The organism is Blautia sp. HCN-20427 (assembly GCF_037890365.1).
GTDB lineage: Bacteria > Bacillota > Clostridia > Lachnospirales > Lachnospiraceae > Blautia.
This window is the reverse complement of record NZ_JBBKBX010000008.1, coordinates 86,220-104,884: the sequence shown is the minus strand read 5'-3', so window position 1 is coordinate 104,884 and position 18,665 is coordinate 86,220. Positions and strand designations below refer to the sequence as shown.

Below are 18,665 nucleotides of genomic sequence, written 5' to 3'. Positions count from 1 at the left end.
GGAGGCAGAAAAATGGCAATCAGTTGTAATAATCAGATATTTTCTCTTCACACCAAACATTCTACTTATCAGATGAAGGTAGACAGAGATTTTCTTATTCATACATATTATGGACCTTATGTGGGGGATTCGGATATGTCTTACCTGGCCAGATGTATTGACAGGGGATTTTCCGGAAATCCCGATGGAATTACGGATAAGGGATATTCGCTGGATACGCAGCTTTTGGAATATCCTTCTTACGGGACCGGAGATTTCAGAAATGACTGTCTGCGGGTGGCTTATGCAGACGGCAGTCAGGTGACGGATTTAAAATATGTCTCCCATGAAATAAAAGAAGGAAAGTATGGGTTGGAAGGGCTGCCTGCCATGTACCAGGGAGACGAAAATGTGCAGACATTGGAAGTGGTGCTGCAGGACGTATACAAAAATCTGGAAGTGATTTTATATTACGGTGTGTTTGAAAATCTGGACGTCATTACAAGAGCCTGCAAAATTGTGAATAAAGGCGAGGATAAGGTAAATCTTTTGAGAGCTTACTCTATGTGCCTGGATTTTAACAACAAAGATATGGATTTTGTACATTTCTATGGACGACACGCTATGGAAAGAATTATGGAGCGGACACCTCTTCATCACGGACTCCAGAGTGTGGGCAGCAGAAGGGGATTTTCCAGTCATCAGCACAATCCTTTTGTGATATTATGTTCGCATAATGCCGGAGAAGACCATGGAAACTGTTACGGCGCTTCTTTTGTATACAGCGGAAACTTTGCGGCAGAGGCAGAGGTAACACAGGCAGACTGTACTCGTATGACGATGGGAATCCATGACGCGCAGTTTAATTTTGAACTTCAGCCCCAGGAATCCTTTACTGCACCGGAGGTGATGCTTAGCTTTTCTTCAGAAGGACTTGGAAAACTGTCTCAGAATTATCATAAAGCTATTCGTTATCATATATGCAGAGGAAAATATAAGACGGCACGCCGTCCCATTCTGATTAACAACTGGGAAGCTACTTATTTCAACTTTAATACAGAAAAGCTTTTGGATATTGCCAGAGAAGCAAAAAAACTGGGCGTTGAAATGCTGGTTATGGATGACGGCTGGTTTGGCAAGAGAGAGGATGATGTCAGCGGGCTTGGGGACTGGTTTGTCAATGAAAAGAAACTGGGAGGAAAGCTGAAAGAGCTGGTAGACGGAGTAAATGAAATCGGATTGAAATTCGGTATCTGGTTTGAGCCGGAAATGATTTCAGAGGACAGTGATTTATACCGGGCACATCCGGACTGGGCTTTGCAGATTCCGGGAAGAGCTCCAACCAGAGGCAGACAGCAGCTGGTGCTGGACTTCTCCAGAGAAGATGTAAGAACCTGCATTTTTGACCAGATGTGTGCAATTCTGGAAAGCTCCAATATTGAGTATGTGAAATGGGACGCAAACCGGCATTTAACAGATGTATGGTCTGCGCTTTTGCCTGCAGAACGCCAGGGAGAAGTGTTCCACCGCTTTATCCTGGGACTGTATGATTTTCTGGAAAAAATCACACAAAGATTTCCAAATGTGCTGTTTGAAGGCTGCAGCGGCGGAGGCGGAAGATTCGACGCAGGCATGATGTATTATCATCCGCAGATTTGGTGCAGCGATGATACAGACGCAGTGGAACGGCTGGAAATACAGTATGGTACTTCTTTTGCGTATCCGGTTTCCACCATGGGTGCTCATGTGTCGGTATGCCCGAACCATCAGACAGGACGCAGCGTGTCCATGAAAACCAGGGGAGTTGTGGCTATGGCAGGAACCTTTGGTTATGAACTGGATATCACAAAGCTGTCAGAAGAAGATAAACAGACAGTGAAAGAACAGATTGAAGAATTTAAGAAATATTACGACCTGATTCAGAATGGAGATTATTACCGTCTTACGGATGACGGAAGGAAATCACCGTTTGTGGCATGGGAATTCGTTTCAGCAGACAAAAAGGAAGCCTTGCTGAATGTGGTAGTGCTGAGAACAAAGGCGAATCCGATTTTCCACACGGTATATGCAAGAGGCTTGGAAGCAGACAGGCTGTATCAGATAGATGGAAGTCAGGAAAAATTCTCAGGCGCAGTACTGATGAACGGAGGTTATCCGATTCCGGTTATGGGTGATGATTACCAGGCAGTGCAGATTCATCTGACGGCGTGTGAATAGGAGCAGGAGATAATATGCAGACAAAATTTCTGGAAAATGAATTTTGGTATGGCGGCGCAGTGTATGAGAGCTACAGACAACCTGTTGGAGCAGAAGATTCCGTGGTATGGGATTTCAGAGAAAATCCCACAGCCAATCAGATAATGCCGCTGTTTCTTTCCACAAAGGGAAGATATATATGGAGTGAGAAAGGTTTTCAAATTCAGTTTCACAAAGGAAAGATTCAGGCAGAGGGGGACTGTGAAATCCTTTTAAAGGAGGGATACGGTTCTTTAAGAGGGGCGTATCTGGAAGCTATGAAACAGCATTTTCCTTTCCATGAAATTCGGCTTTCTAAAAGATTTTTTGAGGCTCCTGTTTACAACACCTGGATAGAAATGACTTTTTATCAGGAGCAGAACAGGATTCTGGATTATGCCAGAGGAATTTTGGAGCATGGGCTGCCGACAGGAATTGTAATGATTGATGACGGATGGTCTCCTTATTACGGAAAATGGCAGTTTCGTAAAGATAATTTTCCGGAAGCCAGGAAGATGATAGAAGAACTTCATGAAATGGGATTTCAGGTCATGCTCTGGATTTGTCCGTTTATTACTCCTGATACCGTAGAATACCGGGAGACCAGAGACAGGCATTTGTTAATAGAGACACCGGAAGGGAAGCCAAGAATTCTGGAATGGTGGAATGGATATTCTGCAGCACTGGATTTAACTAATCCCAAAGCGCTGGAATGGCTGAAAGGGCAGCTGGATGTCCTGCAGGAGATGGGAATTGACGGTTTTAAGTTTGATGCAGGAGATTCTTATTACTATACAGAGGGAGACCGGCTTTTTAAAAAAGCAAATACGGATGAACTTTCAAGGTTATGGGCGGCTTTTGGAGAGCAGTATGCATTTAATGAACTTCGTGTTTGTTTTAAGACGGGCGGATATTCTCTTATGCAGCGTCTATGCGATAAACACCATACCTGGGATGAACGAGGAGTAGGAGGCTTGATTCCCGGTATGCTGCTTCAGGGAATGACAGGTCATCCTTTTGGCAGTCCGGATATGATTGGAGGCGGTGAGTATATTAGTTTTCAGGAAAACAGTGGGAAATACTTTGATGCAGAATTGTTTGTCAGATATTGTGAAATTGCCGCGCTGATGCCGGTCATGCAGTTTTCTGCGGCACCGTGGAGGCTGTTGGGGGAAGAAGATTATGAAAAGGTACTGGCGGCCATGAGGGTGCGGGAGAAATATCTGCCTGTTCTTTTGGAAACTGTTCAGCATGCTTATGAAACAGGAGAGCCTGTAGTGCGCCATATGGAATATGTATTTCCGGGACAGGGCATGGAAAAGACCATGAATCAGTTTATGATAGGGGATAAACTGTTGGTGGCGCCGGTGACGGAAAAGGGAGCAGCATCCCGTTCTGTGCGGATTCCTCGGGGAAGGTGGAAACTGGAGGATAAAATTCTGGAAAGCAATGGAGAAGAACAGGTCTTGGACAGCAGAGGAGGTCTTTTGGTGCTGGAAAGCATAGATGTCATAAAAAAGGATGAAAAGACTGATATAGAAATGTAGAAAACAAAGAGTCAAAATAGGAAATGCGGGGTATCCATGCGTTGTGTGATGTGGATACCCTGCGTTTTTAATCTTTTATATAGGGTTATCCCGAAGTTTTCTCCGCTGCATTCTCAGCCATACGAAGCTTTCGGGCGGTTTCTACTGTAGGGTAAGCTTCTAAGTTGGTATGAGGAATAGCTGTGGAGGCCACCATTTCGTGCAGAAAGTTTTCTACAGCGCCAAACTGCACATACGTCATTCTAGATAAAAGGTCCGGGATTTTTTCTATCAGGCTTCGGTTCAGAAGTAATTTGACGGCACCGTTTAGAGAAGTGTTTCCTGTCTGATGGATACGTTCCCGGGGAATATCGGGATACATACCAACGGTAACTGCGGATTCTTTATGGATATGAAGTCCAAAGGCTCCTGCCATGTAGAAATTTTCCACATCGTCCACGGTTAAGCCTATTTGCTGCAGCAGGATTTGTACCATGGTGCTGGCAGCGGCTTTTGCTTTCAGAAACTCCTGAATATCCGTTTCATAAAACCAGAGTTTTGGCCCATAGCAGACAGCATATTCCTGTTCGTTGGGCTGCCAAACAATTTTATCTGACATTTCCGGTATCAGTTTTCCTCTGTTATCTACCCAGCCATTGAGATATAATTCTGCGAGTAAATCTACAATTCCGGATCCGCAGATTCCTACAGGCGGGACGTTGCCTAGAACAGTTAAAGTAAATTCTCCATGATTTAGCCGCACCTGGGTTACAGCGCCTTCAGCTGCCCGCATACCTGTGCGTACGGCTCCCCCTTCCAGGGCAGGCCCGGCAGCTCCTGCTCCGCAGAGGAGAAAGTCCCGATTGCCAATAACCAGCTCTCCGTTTGTCCCCACATCAAAGAATGCCTGAATCCCCTCTTTTTCCTGAATGTTGACATCCATAAGACCGCTTATAATATCGCCGCCCAGATAATTGGCTCTGGCAGGAACCAGATATACGGGGCAGGAAAGGGGCAGTTCCAAATCAGAAGCAGGGCAAAATCCAAGCTGGTCTGCCCATACGGCATAGGGAGAGGCAAAAATGGGAAGTGGGTCTAATCCTGTGAGAAAATGAATCATGGCATTATTGCCGGAAATTACCATGGCGCCGCACTGGAATACGTCGATATCTGTGCGTTTTTTAATATTTTCCATGCCCTCCAGAATGCTTTTTAAAGTCAGCAGCCGCAGTTCTTCCAGGTGGTCCGGGCGGTCTTTGGTATAAAATATCCGGGACAGAATTTCCAGCCCTTTATCCCGCTGGTGGTTTCTTACGCTTTCCTGGGTCAGAAGTTTTCCTGTATGGCAATCGACCAACTGCAATACAACGGTGGTACTGCCTAAATCCACAGCCAGTCCATAGAGTACAGAAGTGGTATCTCCGGCTTCCAGATTTGTAATAAGCCACTGAGAGCCGTCCCAGCTTAAAGAGACGGTGATTTTCCAGTCGGCCGTTTGGCAGACAGCGGAAAGCTGACGCAGAGATTTTACGGAGAAATGTATAGGCTCATTCAGTTTGGCAAGTGCGTCAGAAACGCGTACTTGTGCGGAACGGGAGTCGTCTTCTGTAGGCGGTATCAGTTCCAGATATTCTTTTCGGCATAATCCAGTCATGGGTTTTCCTCCAGTCATTTATTTCAGTCATTTATTTCAGTCGTTTTTCCAGTGCAGATAATTATTTATATCTCTATTTTGCATATCTTCCGGGAAGAAGTCAAGGGAAATGAAGCCCTACCGCCTTCGATTGACCTGCGCCAGTTCCTGTCGGTATTCTTTAGGCGTCCTGTGCATATATTTTTTGAAAATTTTCGTAAAATAATTCACATCTGCAATCCCGCAGTACTGCGCGATATTCTGAATCTGCATAGAAGTAGAATTCAGAAGAAATACCGCATTTTCAACTCTTTTCTTGTTGACATAATCCGTGAGCGTCATACCTGTTTCTTTCTTGAACAGAGTAGAAAGATAGCTTGCATTTACATTGAGAAACCTGGCCTGTGCTTTCAGGCTTAAATCCGCAGTCAAATCCGAATCAATCCGGGTGAGTGTTTTTTGTACAAGGAGAGAAAATCCCTTCATGGAATGGTTTTTCACAAGCAGACAATATTTGTGAACCATTTCTTTTTGCAGAGCCGGACCGCCGTCGGGGGAAGTAATCTGTTCAATTTTCCGGGCAAATTTTGCGGACAGGTTATCAATGTGCAAAGGGTGTACACCCCCCTGCTCTGCAGCCTTTCTCAAAAGTGTGTTCAGAATAATACAGTAATTTTTAATATTTCGCACCGGGTCGGCCAGCCGCTGCTCTAAAAGGAGAAAATTGTTGCTGGAAAGAGCTGTTTCTGCATTGTGCATAAGTCCCTGGGAAACCATGTGAAGCAGATGGTTTTCAGAGGCATAGCGTTTCTCCAGAACCTGTATACTGAGAAAAGCTTCTTCCGGTTCCCGGAAATCCGAGTCTGAGGTCACCGGAACCACACGTTCTGTCAGTGTGTTTTCTATGTATTCTACAGAAAAGTTTTCCGTGTTTTCCCAGATTTTTTCCCCAAAAGTGGTAGTGATTGCAAACAGCGTTTCCTCGTCTGTTAAAAAGGGCAGGTCGGAATAGTACTTGTTTATCTGAGTGAATTGCTTGGGATAGAGGGATAATTCTTCTGCAAAATTCAACAGCGTTTGCCGATTTATTTTATGGTTTACATAAGGACCGATAAGCAGGTATAAAAATTTGTCTTGTGTATCCGGAAGCTGCATGCAGATGTAATTGCACATATATTGGTCTTGTATGCGGAAAATCGTATTTGGGGTATTCAGACGCTGCAGGGCAGGTGTGAGAAATCGTGTATAATCTCTTTCATTATAGAGCAGGCTGCGAAGTCCCAGGTCAAAAACGGGCAGAGTATGGGGGATACCGCTTGCAGGCGCCTCTATGACCGTGAAGTTGATGTATAGGTTTTTTAGAAGATTTTTCAAAAAAGCAAATTCTGCATCGTAAAACATAACATTCCTCCATAGAAAAATTTTCTTATATTATCGTAAAATATTTAGTAAAATACAAGTATATATAAAAATTATCATGGAATAAATAAAAATATTACTAACAGAAAATAGGAAAAGCCATTAATATAAGAAATATAAAACCGTTGCGAAAGGAGTATGTAAAATGGCAGAAAGAATCAAATTGGAAGTTGGCGGACTGCAGGCACTTCGCCAGATGAACCCCATGTTAATGAGCTATAATGTAGAATTTGCAGAGGTAACAGGAGGAACCTTCTGGAAAGCCTACACACCGGGACAGATTGCAGGTACAGAGGAGTTTTATGTAGAACCTACCACAGAGGGAATTGCAGCGATGTACCGGGATTTGATGCAGGTATATGCGCCGATCAATCTGTATGACGAAAAACTGCGCAAACTGGCAAAGGAACTGGGACCGGTATGGGTGCGTGTGTCCGGCACCTGGGCAACAAAAACATATTATGATTTTGACGGAACCACCAACGGAAAAGTTCCGGAAGGATACTTAAATGTGCTGACAAAAGAACAGTGGATTGGTGTTCTGGATTTTGTAAAAGAAATCGGTGCAAAACTGATTGTGTCTGTTGCCAACTGTCCGGGACTGCACAGTGCAGACGAGCCATGGACACCGGTGGAAGCAGAGAAACTGTTTGGACTGAGTAAAGAATATGGTGTGCCTATTGACGCGGCAGAGTTTGCAAATGAGCCGAACATGATGGCGGATACAGGATTCCCGAAGGGATACACACCGGCAGATTACAGAAGAGACCAGGATTTATTCTTTGCATGGCTGAAAGAAAATTATCCGGAATGTATTTGTGTGGGACCAAGCACCACTGGCGGAGATAACATTCAGTTCGGAAAAGGCAGCAGTGACAAAACCGCAGGCGGCGTAGAGCAGATTGCAGAAGAAACCTGTGACTGTGCAGATTTAATGGAAGGTACAAAAGTACCACTGGACGTATTCAGCTACCATTATTACAACGGAGTATCTGAGCGCCTTGCATCCGTAATGCCAAGCGCACACTGGGACGCATCTGAGGCCAACAGTGAGGAGTATCTGGCAACCGCTATGGAATTTGCCCGCACTTATGTACCTCTGCGTGACAAGTATGTACCGGACGCTGAGATGTGGGTAACAGAATCCGGAGACGCTGGCGGCGGCGGGGATACCTGGGCATCTACTTACCTGGATGTTATGAGAACTCTGAACGAACTGGCTGGATTTTCCACCATTACAAACGGTGTGATTTTCCACAATACACTGGCAAGCAGTGACTACGGTTTTCTTGCAAGAGAAGTTTTTGATCCAAGACCAAATTACTTTGCCGTACTCCTTTGGAATCGTCTGATGGGAGCGACTGTATTTGATACAAAAGAACCGGTACGCTACGGTGCTCATGTATATGCACACAGCCGCAAGGACGGAAAAGAAGGGCTGGTATATCTGGTTATCAACAACAGTCTGGAAGAAGCAACACAGGTAGAACTTCCAAAAGAAGCGGAAGTTTACATGCTGGCCGGGGAAGGCGGCAATATGAGAGCTTCCGTTATGACCTTAAACGGAACTCCGCTGGTACTGGGCGAGAACAATGAAGTTCCGGCTATGGACCCGGTAAAGGCAGAGGGAATGCTGGAAGTAGCGCCAGGTTCCTGTGCATTTATCGTTTTATAAAACTGAAAAGACACTTCATGTAAAGGCCCTTTCCGGGTGAACAGGCGAAGGAGAAATGCTTGTTTCCCGGAAGGGGCTGTTTTTTGTACATCTTCTGTTTTGGAATTGGATATACCAGATACCAAATGTCAAAGAAATCCCAAATTTTTTATAAATACGCTTAAATACCGATTAAATCACCCAAAATAAGCGGAAAGATTGACAAAAACACAAGCAGAATATATAATGATAAAATAATAACAATCTTCTGGTATAACCAGATTGGAAGGTGAGGTGAAAGAATGAAAGAGTTTAAGGTAATTGAAGTCAAGAGAAGTATCTTTGAGGACAATGCTGCAGACGCGGCCAGACTTCGGGAAACGCTCAGAGAGCAGAAAACTTTTCTGCTGAATCTGATGTCGTCTCCGGGGGCAGGGAAAACCAGTACGCTAAAGCGAACGATTTCCATGCTGAAGGAGGAAATGCAAATCGGTGTTATGGAGGCAGATATTGATTCAGATGTGGATGCGCAGAGCATTTTGGAAACCGGGGCAAAGGCTATCCAGATTCATACCGGGGGTATGTGCCATCTGGACGCGGATATGACCCGGCAGGGACTTCTGGAATTCGGTACACAAGATTTGGATTTGGTGGTGCTGGAGAATGTGGGCAACCTGGTATGTCCGGCAGAATTCGATACAGGCGCATGTAAAAATGCCATGATTCTGTCTGTGCCGGAGGGACATGATAAACCACTGAAATATCCCCTGATGTTTTCCGTGTGTGATGTAGTTTTGATTAACAAAACAGATGTGCTGCCCTATTTTGATTTTGATATGGAAAAATGCAGGGCGTATATTCAGAAGCGAAATCCAAAGGCAAGGGTAATTCCGATTTCGGCAAAGACCGGGGAAGGCTTTGACGAATGGACAGACTGGCTGCGCCGGGAAACAGCGGACTGGACAAAGGGACAGTAAAAAGCAAAAGGATAAAGAAGTAATAGAAAAAGAAAGAGGGTAAGACAAATGTTGTTTCAAATTTACGGAGAAAATGCGGGCTGGCAGCTTTTTGGCTGGCTCATGGTATTTGTATGTCTGATTTTAGTCAATGAAATCGCGCGCCGTTCCAAGGTGGGAGGAATTTTCTGTTTCCTGATTCTTCCGGCAGCGCTGACGGTTTATTTTATTGCTATTCAGGTTGGCGCAGCAAACGGCGCCGAATGGGCACTGAACAATGACACTTATGTACATATGAACGGCTGGTTCCACTATGCCAAACTCTATGCGGCAACGGCAGGCTGTATTGGTTTTATGATGTTAAAGTATCGCTGGGGAATCGGAAAAAAAGAATGGTTTAAGGTGTTCCCTTTTGCAATTGTAGCAATTAATATTCTCATTGCTGTAGGCAGTGATTTTGAATCCGGTGTCCGCGGCGCCATGGCTTTGGCTTCTCAGGGGGACCGCTGGTGGCTTTCCTCTGAAAATGTATGGCTTTACGGCGGCTGGTGGAACTGGGTCAATGGTATTGCGGGAATTCTCAATATTTTCTGTATGACTGGCTGGATGGGAATTTACGTTTCCAAAAAGAAACACGATATGCTGTGGCCGGATATGACCTGGTGCTTTATTGTTGCTTATGACATCTGGAATTTTGCCTATACCTATAACAATCTGCCCACACACACCTGGTATTGCGGTGTAGCCCTGCTTTTGGCGCCGACTTTTGCGGCTATGCTGTGGAATAAGGGGGGCTGGATTCAGAATCGTGCCAACACACTGGCGCTGTGGTGTATGTTTGCCCAGGTGTTCCCATTGTTCCAGGAGCAGGGGAAATTTGCGGTGCTTCCGGTGCTGTATAAGGATGGCGTTATGGACGCAGCGGTCCGCCCGACAGCAGTGAATCCAACTATGCAGGGGGTCATTGCGATTCTGGCGCTGGCGGCAAATGTGATTTGTCTTGCTGTGGTTATCAAACGGGCCAAAGAGCAGAAAAAGAACCCTTACACAAACGAAATTTTTGCAGACCAGAGAGATTTCAAACTTGCTATGGCAAGAGCAGAGAAAGAATAAAAACGATATGAAGAAGGAGATTGAACTATGGCAGATTCCCTGTTTCCTAATCCGCACCCGGAAGAACCGTTTCGGGAGCCTGTTGCCAAACTGGCAAAAATGATTACAGACAGAGCCCCTGTTGTACTTGGTATTGAGAAAATCACAAAGGAATCCCCGGAATATATCGGGCTTTCCGCTTTGTGTACGGACGAAATGGCAGAAATTGCCTTAAAAATGGGAAAACGCAAACCCAGAACTCTTGAAGATATGGTAAAAATCACCGGAAAAGATAAGACATATCTGGAAGATATGCTGCAGAAACTGGCAGTTAACGGTGTCATTGAATACAACTGGGAAAATCCCAGGCACGAAAAGCAGTATGTGCTTCCTATGTTTGTGCCGGGCAGTGCAGAATTTGCAAACATGAACGAGGATATTTTGCGGGAACATCCGGAGATGGGACGGTTCTTTGAGCGTATGAGCCGTGTGCCTCTGGAAAAAATCACCCATATGGTGCCTCCCGGCGGAGCGGGTATCGGCATGCACGTTATTCCTGTGGAAAAAGCAATTCAGATGGAAAACCAGTCTGTGTCTGTGGAACATATTTCTCACTGGCTGGACAAATACGAGGGTAAATATGCGGCAAGTCCCTGTTCCTGCCGCCGTTCCCGCAAAACCTTTGACGAGGGCTGTGCAGACGACCCGGAAGGCTGGTGCATTGCTGTGGGAGATATGGCAGATTATGTGGTGGAAACCAATAAAGGAGGACGCTACATTACCAGAGAGGAAGTTATGGACATTCTGAAAGTGGCAGAGGAAAACGGATTTGTACACCAGATTACCAACATTGACGGAGAAAATAAGATTTTCGCTATCTGCAACTGTAATGTAAACGTGTGTTATGCTCTGCGTACTTCCCAGCTTTTCAATACGCCGAATATGTCTCGTTCCGCTTATGTGGCCCATGTGAAAACAGAAAACTGCGTGGCCTGCGGACGTTGTGTGGAATACTGTCCGGCAGGCGCAGTGAAACTGGGGCAGAAGTTGTGTAAAAAGGACGGCAGTAAAGTAGAATATCCAAAGCAGCCACTTCCTTCCCAGGTTCCCTGGGGACCCCATATGTGGACAGAAGACTATCGGGACAAAAACCGTATCAACTGCTATGACACCGGAACCGCGCCGTGCAAAACCGCCTGTCCTGCGCATATTGCCATTCAGGGATATCTGAAAATGGCGGCACAGAGAAGATATACAGACGCGCTGGCACTGATTAAGAAGGAAAATCCATTCCCGGCAGTGTGCGGACGTATCTGCAACCGCAGATGTGAAGACGCATGTACCAGAGGAACCATTGACGAGGCTGTTGCTATTGATGAAGTGAAGCGTTTTATTGCGGAACAGGATTTAAAGGCAGAGACCAGATACATACCGAAGAAAGTCGTGCCTTCTTTGAAAGGAGAATTTTCGGAAAAAATCGCTATTATCGGAGGCGGTCCGGCAGGATTATCCTGTGCGTTCTATTTGGCTGAAAAAGGTTATAAGCCTACCGTTTTTGAGAAGAATCAGAAAGCCGGCGGCATGCTGGTCTATGGAATTCCTTCTTTCAAGCTGGAAAAAGACGTGGTGCAGGCAGAAATTGATATTATCAAAGAAATGGGCGTAGAAATCAGAACCGGTGTAGAAGTGGGAAGGGATATTACTCTGGACGAACTTCGCGCACAGGGGTATCAGGCATTTTACATTGCTATTGGCTGTCAGGGCGGAAGGCTGCCGGGTATACCGGGACAGAACGCAGACGGAGTGATGACAGCGGTGGATTTCCTGCGGGCTGCAGGCGAAGATAATACCTATGCGGTTTCCGGCAAAACGGTAGTTGTAGGCGGCGGAAACGTAGCCATTGATGTGGCAAGAACCAGTATGCGCTGCGGTGCAGACGGCGTTTCCATGTACTGTCTGGAGAGTCGGGAGATGATGCCTGCATCCGAAGAAGAAATTCAGGAAGCAGAGGAAGAAAAGGTATCCATTCACTGTGGATGGGGACCAAAGGAAATTCTCACAGAGAACGGCAAAGTGAAGGGTATTGTGTTCAAAAAATGTGTATCCGTAAAAGATCCGGACGGCCGCTTTAACCCCAGGTATGACGAAAGTGAAACCATGACCGTGGAATGTGACCATGTGTTTATGAGCGTAGGCCAGAGTATTCTCTGGGGCGATTTGTTAAAAAATGAGAAAGTGGAACTGGGAAGAGGAAACGGTGCAGTGGCAGACGCTGTGACGTATCAGACCGCGCAGCCGGATGTTTTTGTGGGCGGAGATGTGTATACAGGACCGAAATTTGCCATTGATGCCATTGCAGCAGGAAAGGAAGGCGCCGTGTCCATTCACCGCTTTGTGCAGCCTCACAGCAGTCTGACTATCGGACGAAACCGCAGACAGTTTGTGGAACTTGATAAGCAGGATGTTCTGGTGGAAGAGTACGACAATTCCAGCCGTCAGACTCCGGGATATGATAAGAATATTGACCGGAAAACTTCTTTCCGGGAAGCAAGGCAGAGCTTTACCGAAGAACAGGTGAAAAAAGAGACGGCCAGATGTCTGGGCTGCGGCGCTTCCGTAGTAGATGAAAACAAATGTATCGGCTGCGGCATCTGTACTACAAAGTGCGAATTTGACGCTATTCACCTGTACCGGGAAAATCCGGAGTGCAGCACTATGAGAAAGAGTGAAGACAAGCTGAAATACATTCTTCCATACGGGGCAAAGCAGGCTATTAAGATTAAGTTCTCCAAAAAGAAATAAGACAGAGGAAGAAATCATGCATGAACTTGGAGTTGTTTTCCATGTAATAAAAACTGTGGAGGAAGCGGCGAAAGAGAATCGGCTTACAGAAATAGAGGCGGTCACTCTTCAGATTGGAGAGGTTTCCGGTGTGGTGGAATCCTATCTCCGGAACTGCTGGAAATGGGCCGTGGAGAAGAGGAGCGAAATATTAAAAGACAGTGCTCTTGTGGTAGAACAGATTCCGGCAGTGACTTACTGTGAGGATTGTGAAAAAACGTATCCCACGGTAGAGCACGGCAAGATTTGCCCTTTCTGCGGCAGCGAGCACACATACCTGCAGCAGGGAAATGAATTTTTAATAAAGGAAATCAGCGGGTGCTGATAAAAAATACAAAACAACAGGCTATCGCATTGCTTCTGCATGTGATAGCCTGTTGCGTTAAGTTCGATTTTGTTATTCGTAGTAAATCTTTCTGTTTCCGTCAATGCTTTCTCTTACGGATTTGTCTATCCAGGAAACGGCGCCGTTTAGGTCCCGGTTTTTTAGAAAAGTCCAGAGTTTATAGGTGTTTTCGTATAGAGCAGGTATGCCGTACAGAATACAGAAGCGTTCCCACAGGGAAGTCACCGCTACTTTGAAGGAGCAGAAAATCAGGGGAATCAGGGTGTTTCCGGAGAGCAGGGCAAATTCGTGCTGGAAGTCATAGGCAGCGCGCACGGCCTGGTCGATGGTCTGAGCAGCGCCCAGACGTTCTACGATTTCCCCCAGAGAGGCAATTTCTTCGTCTGTGATACGCTCTGCGCACAAGGTTGCAGCCAGGGTGTCCAGGGCAATGCGGACTTCCAGAATTGAGCGTACCTCTTCTTCCCGCAGGCGCCCGCCGTTATAGTTCATAATAGCCAGCAGGGTTTCTACTGTGCCGTTTCTCCTGTAATCTGCCACATAAGTGCCGCTTCGCGGCTTCACCACCAGAAATCCTTTCTTTTCCAAATCAGAAATGCCGCCGTTTACTACAGCGCGGCTGACCTGCATTTCCTGGGCCAGCTGCCGTTCCGGGGGCAGCTTTTCTCCTACAGGCAGTTTTCCCGATAAAATCATCTGTTCTAATTGTTGTACAAAAAGTTCCCGAAGAGAGGGAGAACTGATTTTTTCAAACTCCATGAGAATCCTCCTTTTCCAGAAATGGCTTAAACATTCGGTAAAACAAAAGGGAATTGATGTAAGCAGTCAGCCCAAATCCGAAGAAAAACCAGCAGCAGGCATACAGGGGCATTAGTTTCAAATCCTGATAAGTCATATACATAGGCAAAATGGAAAGCACCGCAATGGCCAGAGTGGAGGGAAAATGCATAAAGGCAAAGACGAAAGCATTTTTCACCAGATTCAGAGTTGTGTTGGCAAAGGCGGCGATGACCGGAAAAATGTACAGGAAAAAGAGAATGAGAAGTCCTGCAATTCCCAGTGAAACATAAAAAAGTACGTTTGCTGCCGGGCTGGCGCTGCTTTGCAGAAAGTTTATATTTAAAACCAATATCAGCGCGCCTGCCAGAAGACAGAGCCAGACAACCAGGGACTGGATAAAGTTTTCCTTAAAAGCCCGAAAAAACGTTTTGACCGTCCCGTTGTTGTTTCCTTTTACTGTGCGGAGCATGCAGTGGTAAAGGGCTGTGAGAGCAGGCCCTATGGTGATAACGGGAATACAACACAGGATAAACAGCAGATTGGCAATGATAATATCTCCGATTTTGTTGAGAAAAATATGGACGGGATTTTCTTCGTTCAGTAAATTCATAAGCGGTCCTTTCCGGCAAAAGCCATAAATTCTATGAGGTATTCTAGCATTAATCCGTGGGAAATGCAAAGAAAATCTCCTGTAAAAGTAAAAGGAAGAGCGGGCAGAAAGAAAAATATGGAAAAATGAGAAGGTATTTATGGAAAAATGGAAGAAAAGTTGCAATGAATACAAAAGTATAGGGGAAAATGATGAAGGAGATAAAGAAAAACGGTTATTAAAAAAAGGAAAAAAGAAAATATACTGGGAAAAAGACGCATGAAAAAGAAAAAGATGACAAAAAATTACGCAATATGCACAAATAAATAACATTTTTCCATATATGCAGAACATATATCCATTTAACATAATTCCATGTGCAATTATAATAACTATATCAGCCAACAAGAGATAAAAAGTTGGTAATATGACGAAAAATCATTAAAGGAGGAAGAAAGTATGAAGTTTAAGAAAGTGATGGCATTGGTGTTGGCAAGTGCAATGGTATTCTCCATGGCAGCCTGCGGCGGTGACAGCGGCTCATCCGGGGAGACAAAGAAAGAAGATTCCGGTGACAGCGGTGAATCCGACGGCGGTGAATTATCTGTTTCTATCTGGGATACAAATCAGGAGCCGGGCCTGAAGGAGATTCTGGCAGATTTTACAGAAGAGACAGGCATTAAGACAAAACTTACTGTTGTAAAATGGGACGAGTATTGGACCATGCTGGAAGCAGGTGCACAGGGCGGTTCTCTTCCGGACGTATTCTGGATGCACTCCAATGAAAGTGAAAGATACATGTCTAATGACATGCTTCTGGATTTGACTGATAAGATTGCAGAAAGCGATAAAATTGACCCGGAAAACTATCCGGAAGATATCTGGGGACTGTATACCTATGATGACAAATATTATGCAGTGCCTAAGGATGTAGATACTATTGCATTGTGGTATAACAAAACCATGTTTGACGAAGCGGGTCTGGCCTATCCGACAGCTGACTGGACATGGGATGACGTATCCGAAGCAGCCAAGAAGCTGACAAAGGATGACGGCAGCCAATACGGTCTTGCGGTGAGAAACGATAACAACCAGGCCGGATATTACAATCTGGTATATGATAACGGCGGATATATTATCAACGAGGATAAGACAAAATCAGGCTGGGATGACCCGAAAACGATGGAAGCTATGAAGACTCTGGAAGGCTGGATTAAAGACGGTGTAATGCCTTCTATTGAAACAATGTCTGAGAACGGCGAAGATGTGCTCTTCCAGTCCGGAAAAGCAGCCATGGTTCTCCAGGGCTCCTGGATGGTTGCCGCTTACAGAGATAATGAATATACAGCTGCAAACTGTGACCTGGTAGAACTTCCGAAAAATGCGGAAACAGGCAGAAGAGCTTCTGTATACAACGGACTTGGATGGGCAGCAGCTGCAAATGGTGAGCATACAGAAGAAGCATGGAAGCTGTTGGAATATCTGGGTTCTGAAGAGGCACAGAAAAAACAGGCAGAGCTTGGTGTTACCATGTCTGCATACAAAGGAACTTCTGATGCATGGGCAAAATCTGCTGACTTTAATCTTCAGGCATACTTAAACATGATGGATGATATGGAAATCAGACCGTATTCCAAGACAACAGTAACCTGGGAAAACGAAGACAATGAAATCTTAAAGAGCGTTTATACAGGTGAAAAGACCATGGAAGAGGCTTGTAAGGAAATGGCTGACCAGATGAACGAAAAACTGGCAGAAGAAGGAAATTAAGCTTCGGCGTAAAATTTTAAGTAGATGATAGACAAACCAGGGCTGTCGCACTCATATGCGGCAGCCCTATGTTAAAAAGGAGTGATTTGCGTGGCAAAAAAAGGAAAATCCGCACACACGGGCAGACGCAGAAGTGAATTTTTGTGGGGGTGGCTGTTTATTCTCCCGACCATAATTGGATTGATTATTCTGAATATTATCCCTATCTTCCAGACCGTGTACCAGAGCTTTTTCAAGACGGGAGATTTTGGTAAGGGAAATATTTTTATTGGATTTGAAAATTATACAAAGGTTTTTGGAGATGCAGAAATATGGCAGGCTCTGCTGAATACCTTTAAGTATGCAATTATAGAAGTACCGTTTTCGATTATTCTTGCACTGGTGCTGGCTGTGCTTCTCAACCGCAAGATGAAGGGTCGTTCCGTATACAGAACCATTATCTTTCTTCCCATGGTTGCAGCTCCGGCAGCAGTTGCTATGGTATGGAGATGGCTGTTTAACTCCGATTTCGGACTTTTAAACAACATTTTTCATTTGAACGTAAAATGGGTTTCAGACCCGAAGATAGCAGTGTATTCTATTGCAGTTATCGGTGTCTGGTCTATTCTGGGCTATAATATGGTGCTGTTCCTGTCAGGACTGCAGGAAATTCCGCATGACTATTATGAAGCGGCGGAACTGGACGGAGCAACGGGAATTAAGAGCTTTTTCCACATTACCGTGCCGCTGCTGTCCCCCACCATTTTCTTTGTACTGGTGACCCGTGTCATTGGTTCTCTGCAGGTATTTGACCTGATTTATATGGTTATAGATAAGAGTAACCCGGCTCTGGAAAAAACGCAGTCTTTGGTATACCTGTTCTATAAATATGCATTTATCAATAAGAACATGGGATACGGGGCAACGATTGTTGTGGTGCTTCTTGTAATTACGATGATTATTACTGCATTCCAGATGATTGGACAGAAAAAATGGGTATTTTATAATTAAGGGGGGAGCAGAATGGATAGCATGGAAACAAAAAAGAAAGTCGTTACGGCTGTCATACATATTGTCCTGATTCTGGTGTCAATCACGATGCTGGTTCCGTTTTTGTGGATGATACTGACGGCATTTAAGTCTGTTACGGAAGCAACCTCTGTAGACCCCTTTGTAATTTTTCCGAAGGTGTGGAGAACAGATGCGTTTAAGGCGGTTGTCAATAACATGAATTTCCTGCTTTTGTATAAAAATACACTGCTGTTGATTTTCTTCCGTGTAGTATGCGCGGTTGTGACAGCGACTATGGCGGGATATGCTTTCGGACGGCTGAACTTTAAGGGGAAGAATTTCTGCTTTTCACTGGTATTGATTCAGATGATGGTTCCGGTACAGATTTTCATTATTCCTCAGTATTTGATGGTCAGCAAAATGGGTATGCTGAACACAATTTTTGCCCTGGTATTTCCGGGTATGGTTACTGCATTTGGTACGTTCCTTCTTCGCCAGGGATATATGGGACTTCCAAATGATTTGGAGGAAGCGGCCAGACTGGACGGCTGTAATATCGGTCAGACATTCCTGTACATTATGGCGCCTCTGACACGTTCCAGTATGGTGGCGCTGGGAATCTTCACAGCAGTGTTTGCGTTTAAAGATTTGATGTGGCCTATGATTGTCAATACAGATAAGGATATGCTGGTATTGTCCTCCGCACTTGCGAAAATGCAGGGACAGTATATTTCCAAGTTCCCGGAATTAATGGCAGCTTCTCTGATTGCCTGCGTTCCTATGATTATTATTTATGTGATTTTCCAGAAACAATTTATCGAAGGTATTGCTACCAGCGGTGGTAAATTATAAAAA

At 45.0% G+C, this 18,665-nt stretch carries 15 protein-coding genes; 11 read left to right on the top strand and 4 right to left on the bottom strand.

The window, feature by feature from the left end; all coding sequences use genetic code 11:
* Positions 1 to 12: 12 nt before the first annotated feature.
* Positions 13 to 2,196, top strand: coding sequence for an alpha-galactosidase (locus WKT17_RS06940; protein WP_291681124.1), 2,184 nt, complete (start codon positions 13 to 15; stop codon positions 2,194 to 2,196).
* A gap of 14 nt (positions 2,197 to 2,210) precedes the next feature.
* Entirely contained in the window at positions 2,211 to 3,761 is a 1,551-nt protein-coding gene (locus tag WKT17_RS06935) for a glycoside hydrolase family 31 protein (RefSeq protein WP_291681125.1), read from the top strand.
* A gap of 85 nt (positions 3,762 to 3,846) precedes the next feature.
* On the opposite strand, the gene WKT17_RS06930 is transcribed toward WKT17_RS06935, so the two are convergent.
* Positions 3,847 to 5,394: an ASKHA domain-containing protein gene (locus WKT17_RS06930; RefSeq protein WP_291681126.1), complete on the bottom strand. Its 1,548-nt coding sequence runs from the start codon at positions 5,392 to 5,394 to the stop codon at positions 3,847 to 3,849.
* Positions 5,395 to 5,511: 117 nt separating this feature from the next.
* Positions 5,512 to 6,774, bottom strand: coding sequence for an AraC family transcriptional regulator (locus WKT17_RS06925; protein WP_291681127.1), 1,263 nt, complete (start codon positions 6,772 to 6,774; stop codon positions 5,512 to 5,514).
* Between the two features lie 163 nt (positions 6,775 to 6,937).
* On the opposite strand from WKT17_RS06925, the gene WKT17_RS06920 reads away from it, so the two are divergent.
* From WKT17_RS06920 to WKT17_RS06900, 5 genes are all read left to right on the top strand, one after another.
* Positions 6,938 to 8,467, top strand: a complete 1,530-nt coding sequence (locus WKT17_RS06920; protein ID WP_294462128.1) for a beta-glucuronidase — start codon at positions 6,938 to 6,940, stop codon at positions 8,465 to 8,467.
* 281 nt (positions 8,468 to 8,748) lie between these two features.
* Positions 8,749 to 9,423, top strand: a complete 675-nt coding sequence (hypB, locus tag WKT17_RS06915; RefSeq protein ID WP_173749234.1) for a hydrogenase nickel incorporation protein HypB — start codon at positions 8,749 to 8,751, stop codon at positions 9,421 to 9,423.
* Between the two features lie 48 nt (positions 9,424 to 9,471).
* Positions 9,472 to 10,515, top strand: coding sequence for a DUF5692 family protein (locus WKT17_RS06910; RefSeq protein ID WP_298060371.1), 1,044 nt, complete (start codon positions 9,472 to 9,474; stop codon positions 10,513 to 10,515).
* A gap of 27 nt (positions 10,516 to 10,542) precedes the next feature.
* Complete coding sequence (locus WKT17_RS06905) at positions 10,543 to 13,296, top strand: FAD-dependent oxidoreductase (RefSeq protein WP_298060372.1); 2,754 nt, start codon at positions 10,543 to 10,545, stop codon at positions 13,294 to 13,296.
* A gap of 16 nt (positions 13,297 to 13,312) precedes the next feature.
* Positions 13,313 to 13,660 carry a hydrogenase maturation nickel metallochaperone HypA gene (locus WKT17_RS06900; protein ID WP_173749237.1) on the top strand — a complete coding sequence of 116 codons (348 nt, stop codon included), beginning with the start codon at positions 13,313 to 13,315 and terminating at the stop codon, positions 13,658 to 13,660.
* A gap of 72 nt (positions 13,661 to 13,732) precedes the next feature.
* On the opposite strand, the gene WKT17_RS06895 is transcribed toward WKT17_RS06900, so the two are convergent.
* Both WKT17_RS06895 and WKT17_RS06890 read right to left on the bottom strand, forming a co-directional pair.
* The gene (locus WKT17_RS06895; protein ID WP_173749238.1) at positions 13,733 to 14,440 is read right to left on the bottom strand and encodes a FadR/GntR family transcriptional regulator; all 708 of its coding nucleotides are present in this window, start codon (positions 14,438 to 14,440) and stop codon (positions 13,733 to 13,735) included.
* Entirely contained in the window at positions 14,430 to 15,071 is a 642-nt protein-coding gene (locus tag WKT17_RS06890) for a YesL family protein (RefSeq protein WP_294579799.1), read from the bottom strand. Before WKT17_RS06890 ends, WKT17_RS06895 begins: the two co-directional genes overlap by 11 nt.
* 139 nt (positions 15,072 to 15,210) lie before the next feature.
* On the opposite strand from WKT17_RS06890, the gene WKT17_RS06885 reads away from it, so the two are divergent.
* From WKT17_RS06885 to WKT17_RS06870, 4 genes are all read left to right on the top strand, one after another.
* Positions 15,211 to 15,333: a hypothetical protein gene (locus WKT17_RS06885; RefSeq protein WP_264293467.1), complete on the top strand. Its 123-nt coding sequence runs from the start codon at positions 15,211 to 15,213 to the stop codon at positions 15,331 to 15,333.
* A 176-nt stretch (positions 15,334 to 15,509) separates the two neighbouring features.
* On the top strand, positions 15,510 to 16,820 hold the full coding sequence (locus tag WKT17_RS06880; protein WP_173749240.1) for an ABC transporter substrate-binding protein: 1,311 nt from the start codon (positions 15,510 to 15,512) through the stop codon (positions 16,818 to 16,820).
* 84 nt (positions 16,821 to 16,904) lie between these two features.
* Positions 16,905 to 17,810, top strand: coding sequence for an ABC transporter permease subunit (locus WKT17_RS06875; RefSeq protein WP_173749286.1), 906 nt, complete (start codon positions 16,905 to 16,907; stop codon positions 17,808 to 17,810).
* Positions 17,811 to 17,822: 12 nt separating this feature from the next.
* A complete protein-coding gene (locus WKT17_RS06870) occupies positions 17,823 to 18,662 on the top strand; it encodes a carbohydrate ABC transporter permease (RefSeq protein ID WP_173749241.1) in 840 nt (279 codons plus the stop codon).
* The last annotated feature ends 3 nt before the right edge of the window (positions 18,663 to 18,665 follow it).

Excerpts from the sequence above, each read along its gene's own strand:
- WKT17_RS06900 (WP_173749237.1), top strand. The coding sequence starts at position 13,313 with ATGCATGAACTTGGAGTTGTTTTCCATGTAATAAAAACTGTGGAGGAA.
- WKT17_RS06890 (WP_294579799.1), bottom strand. The coding sequence starts at position 15,071 with ATGAATTTACTGAACGAAGAAAATCCCGTCCATATTTTTCTCAACAAA.
- WKT17_RS06895 (WP_173749238.1), bottom strand. The coding sequence starts at position 14,440 with ATGGAGTTTGAAAAAATCAGTTCTCCCTCTCTTCGGGAACTTTTTGTA.
- WKT17_RS06935 (WP_291681125.1), top strand. The coding sequence starts at position 2,211 with ATGCAGACAAAATTTCTGGAAAATGAATTTTGGTATGGCGGCGCAGTG.
- WKT17_RS06930 (WP_291681126.1), bottom strand. The coding sequence starts at position 5,394 with ATGACTGGATTATGCCGAAAAGAATATCTGGAACTGATACCGCCTACA.
- WKT17_RS06885 (WP_264293467.1), top strand. The coding sequence starts at position 15,211 with ATGGAAAAATGGAAGAAAAGTTGCAATGAATACAAAAGTATAGGGGAA.
- hypB (WP_173749234.1), top strand. The coding sequence starts at position 8,749 with ATGAAAGAGTTTAAGGTAATTGAAGTCAAGAGAAGTATCTTTGAGGAC.
- WKT17_RS06940 (WP_291681124.1), top strand. The coding sequence starts at position 13 with ATGGCAATCAGTTGTAATAATCAGATATTTTCTCTTCACACCAAACAT.
- WKT17_RS06905 (WP_298060372.1), top strand. The coding sequence starts at position 10,543 with ATGGCAGATTCCCTGTTTCCTAATCCGCACCCGGAAGAACCGTTTCGG.
- WKT17_RS06925 (WP_291681127.1), bottom strand. The coding sequence starts at position 6,774 with ATGTTTTACGATGCAGAATTTGCTTTTTTGAAAAATCTTCTAAAAAAC.
- WKT17_RS06880 (WP_173749240.1), top strand. The coding sequence starts at position 15,510 with ATGAAGTTTAAGAAAGTGATGGCATTGGTGTTGGCAAGTGCAATGGTA.
- WKT17_RS06920 (WP_294462128.1), top strand. The coding sequence starts at position 6,938 with ATGGCAGAAAGAATCAAATTGGAAGTTGGCGGACTGCAGGCACTTCGC.
- WKT17_RS06870 (WP_173749241.1), top strand. The coding sequence starts at position 17,823 with ATGGATAGCATGGAAACAAAAAAGAAAGTCGTTACGGCTGTCATACAT.
- WKT17_RS06910 (WP_298060371.1), top strand. The coding sequence starts at position 9,472 with ATGTTGTTTCAAATTTACGGAGAAAATGCGGGCTGGCAGCTTTTTGGC.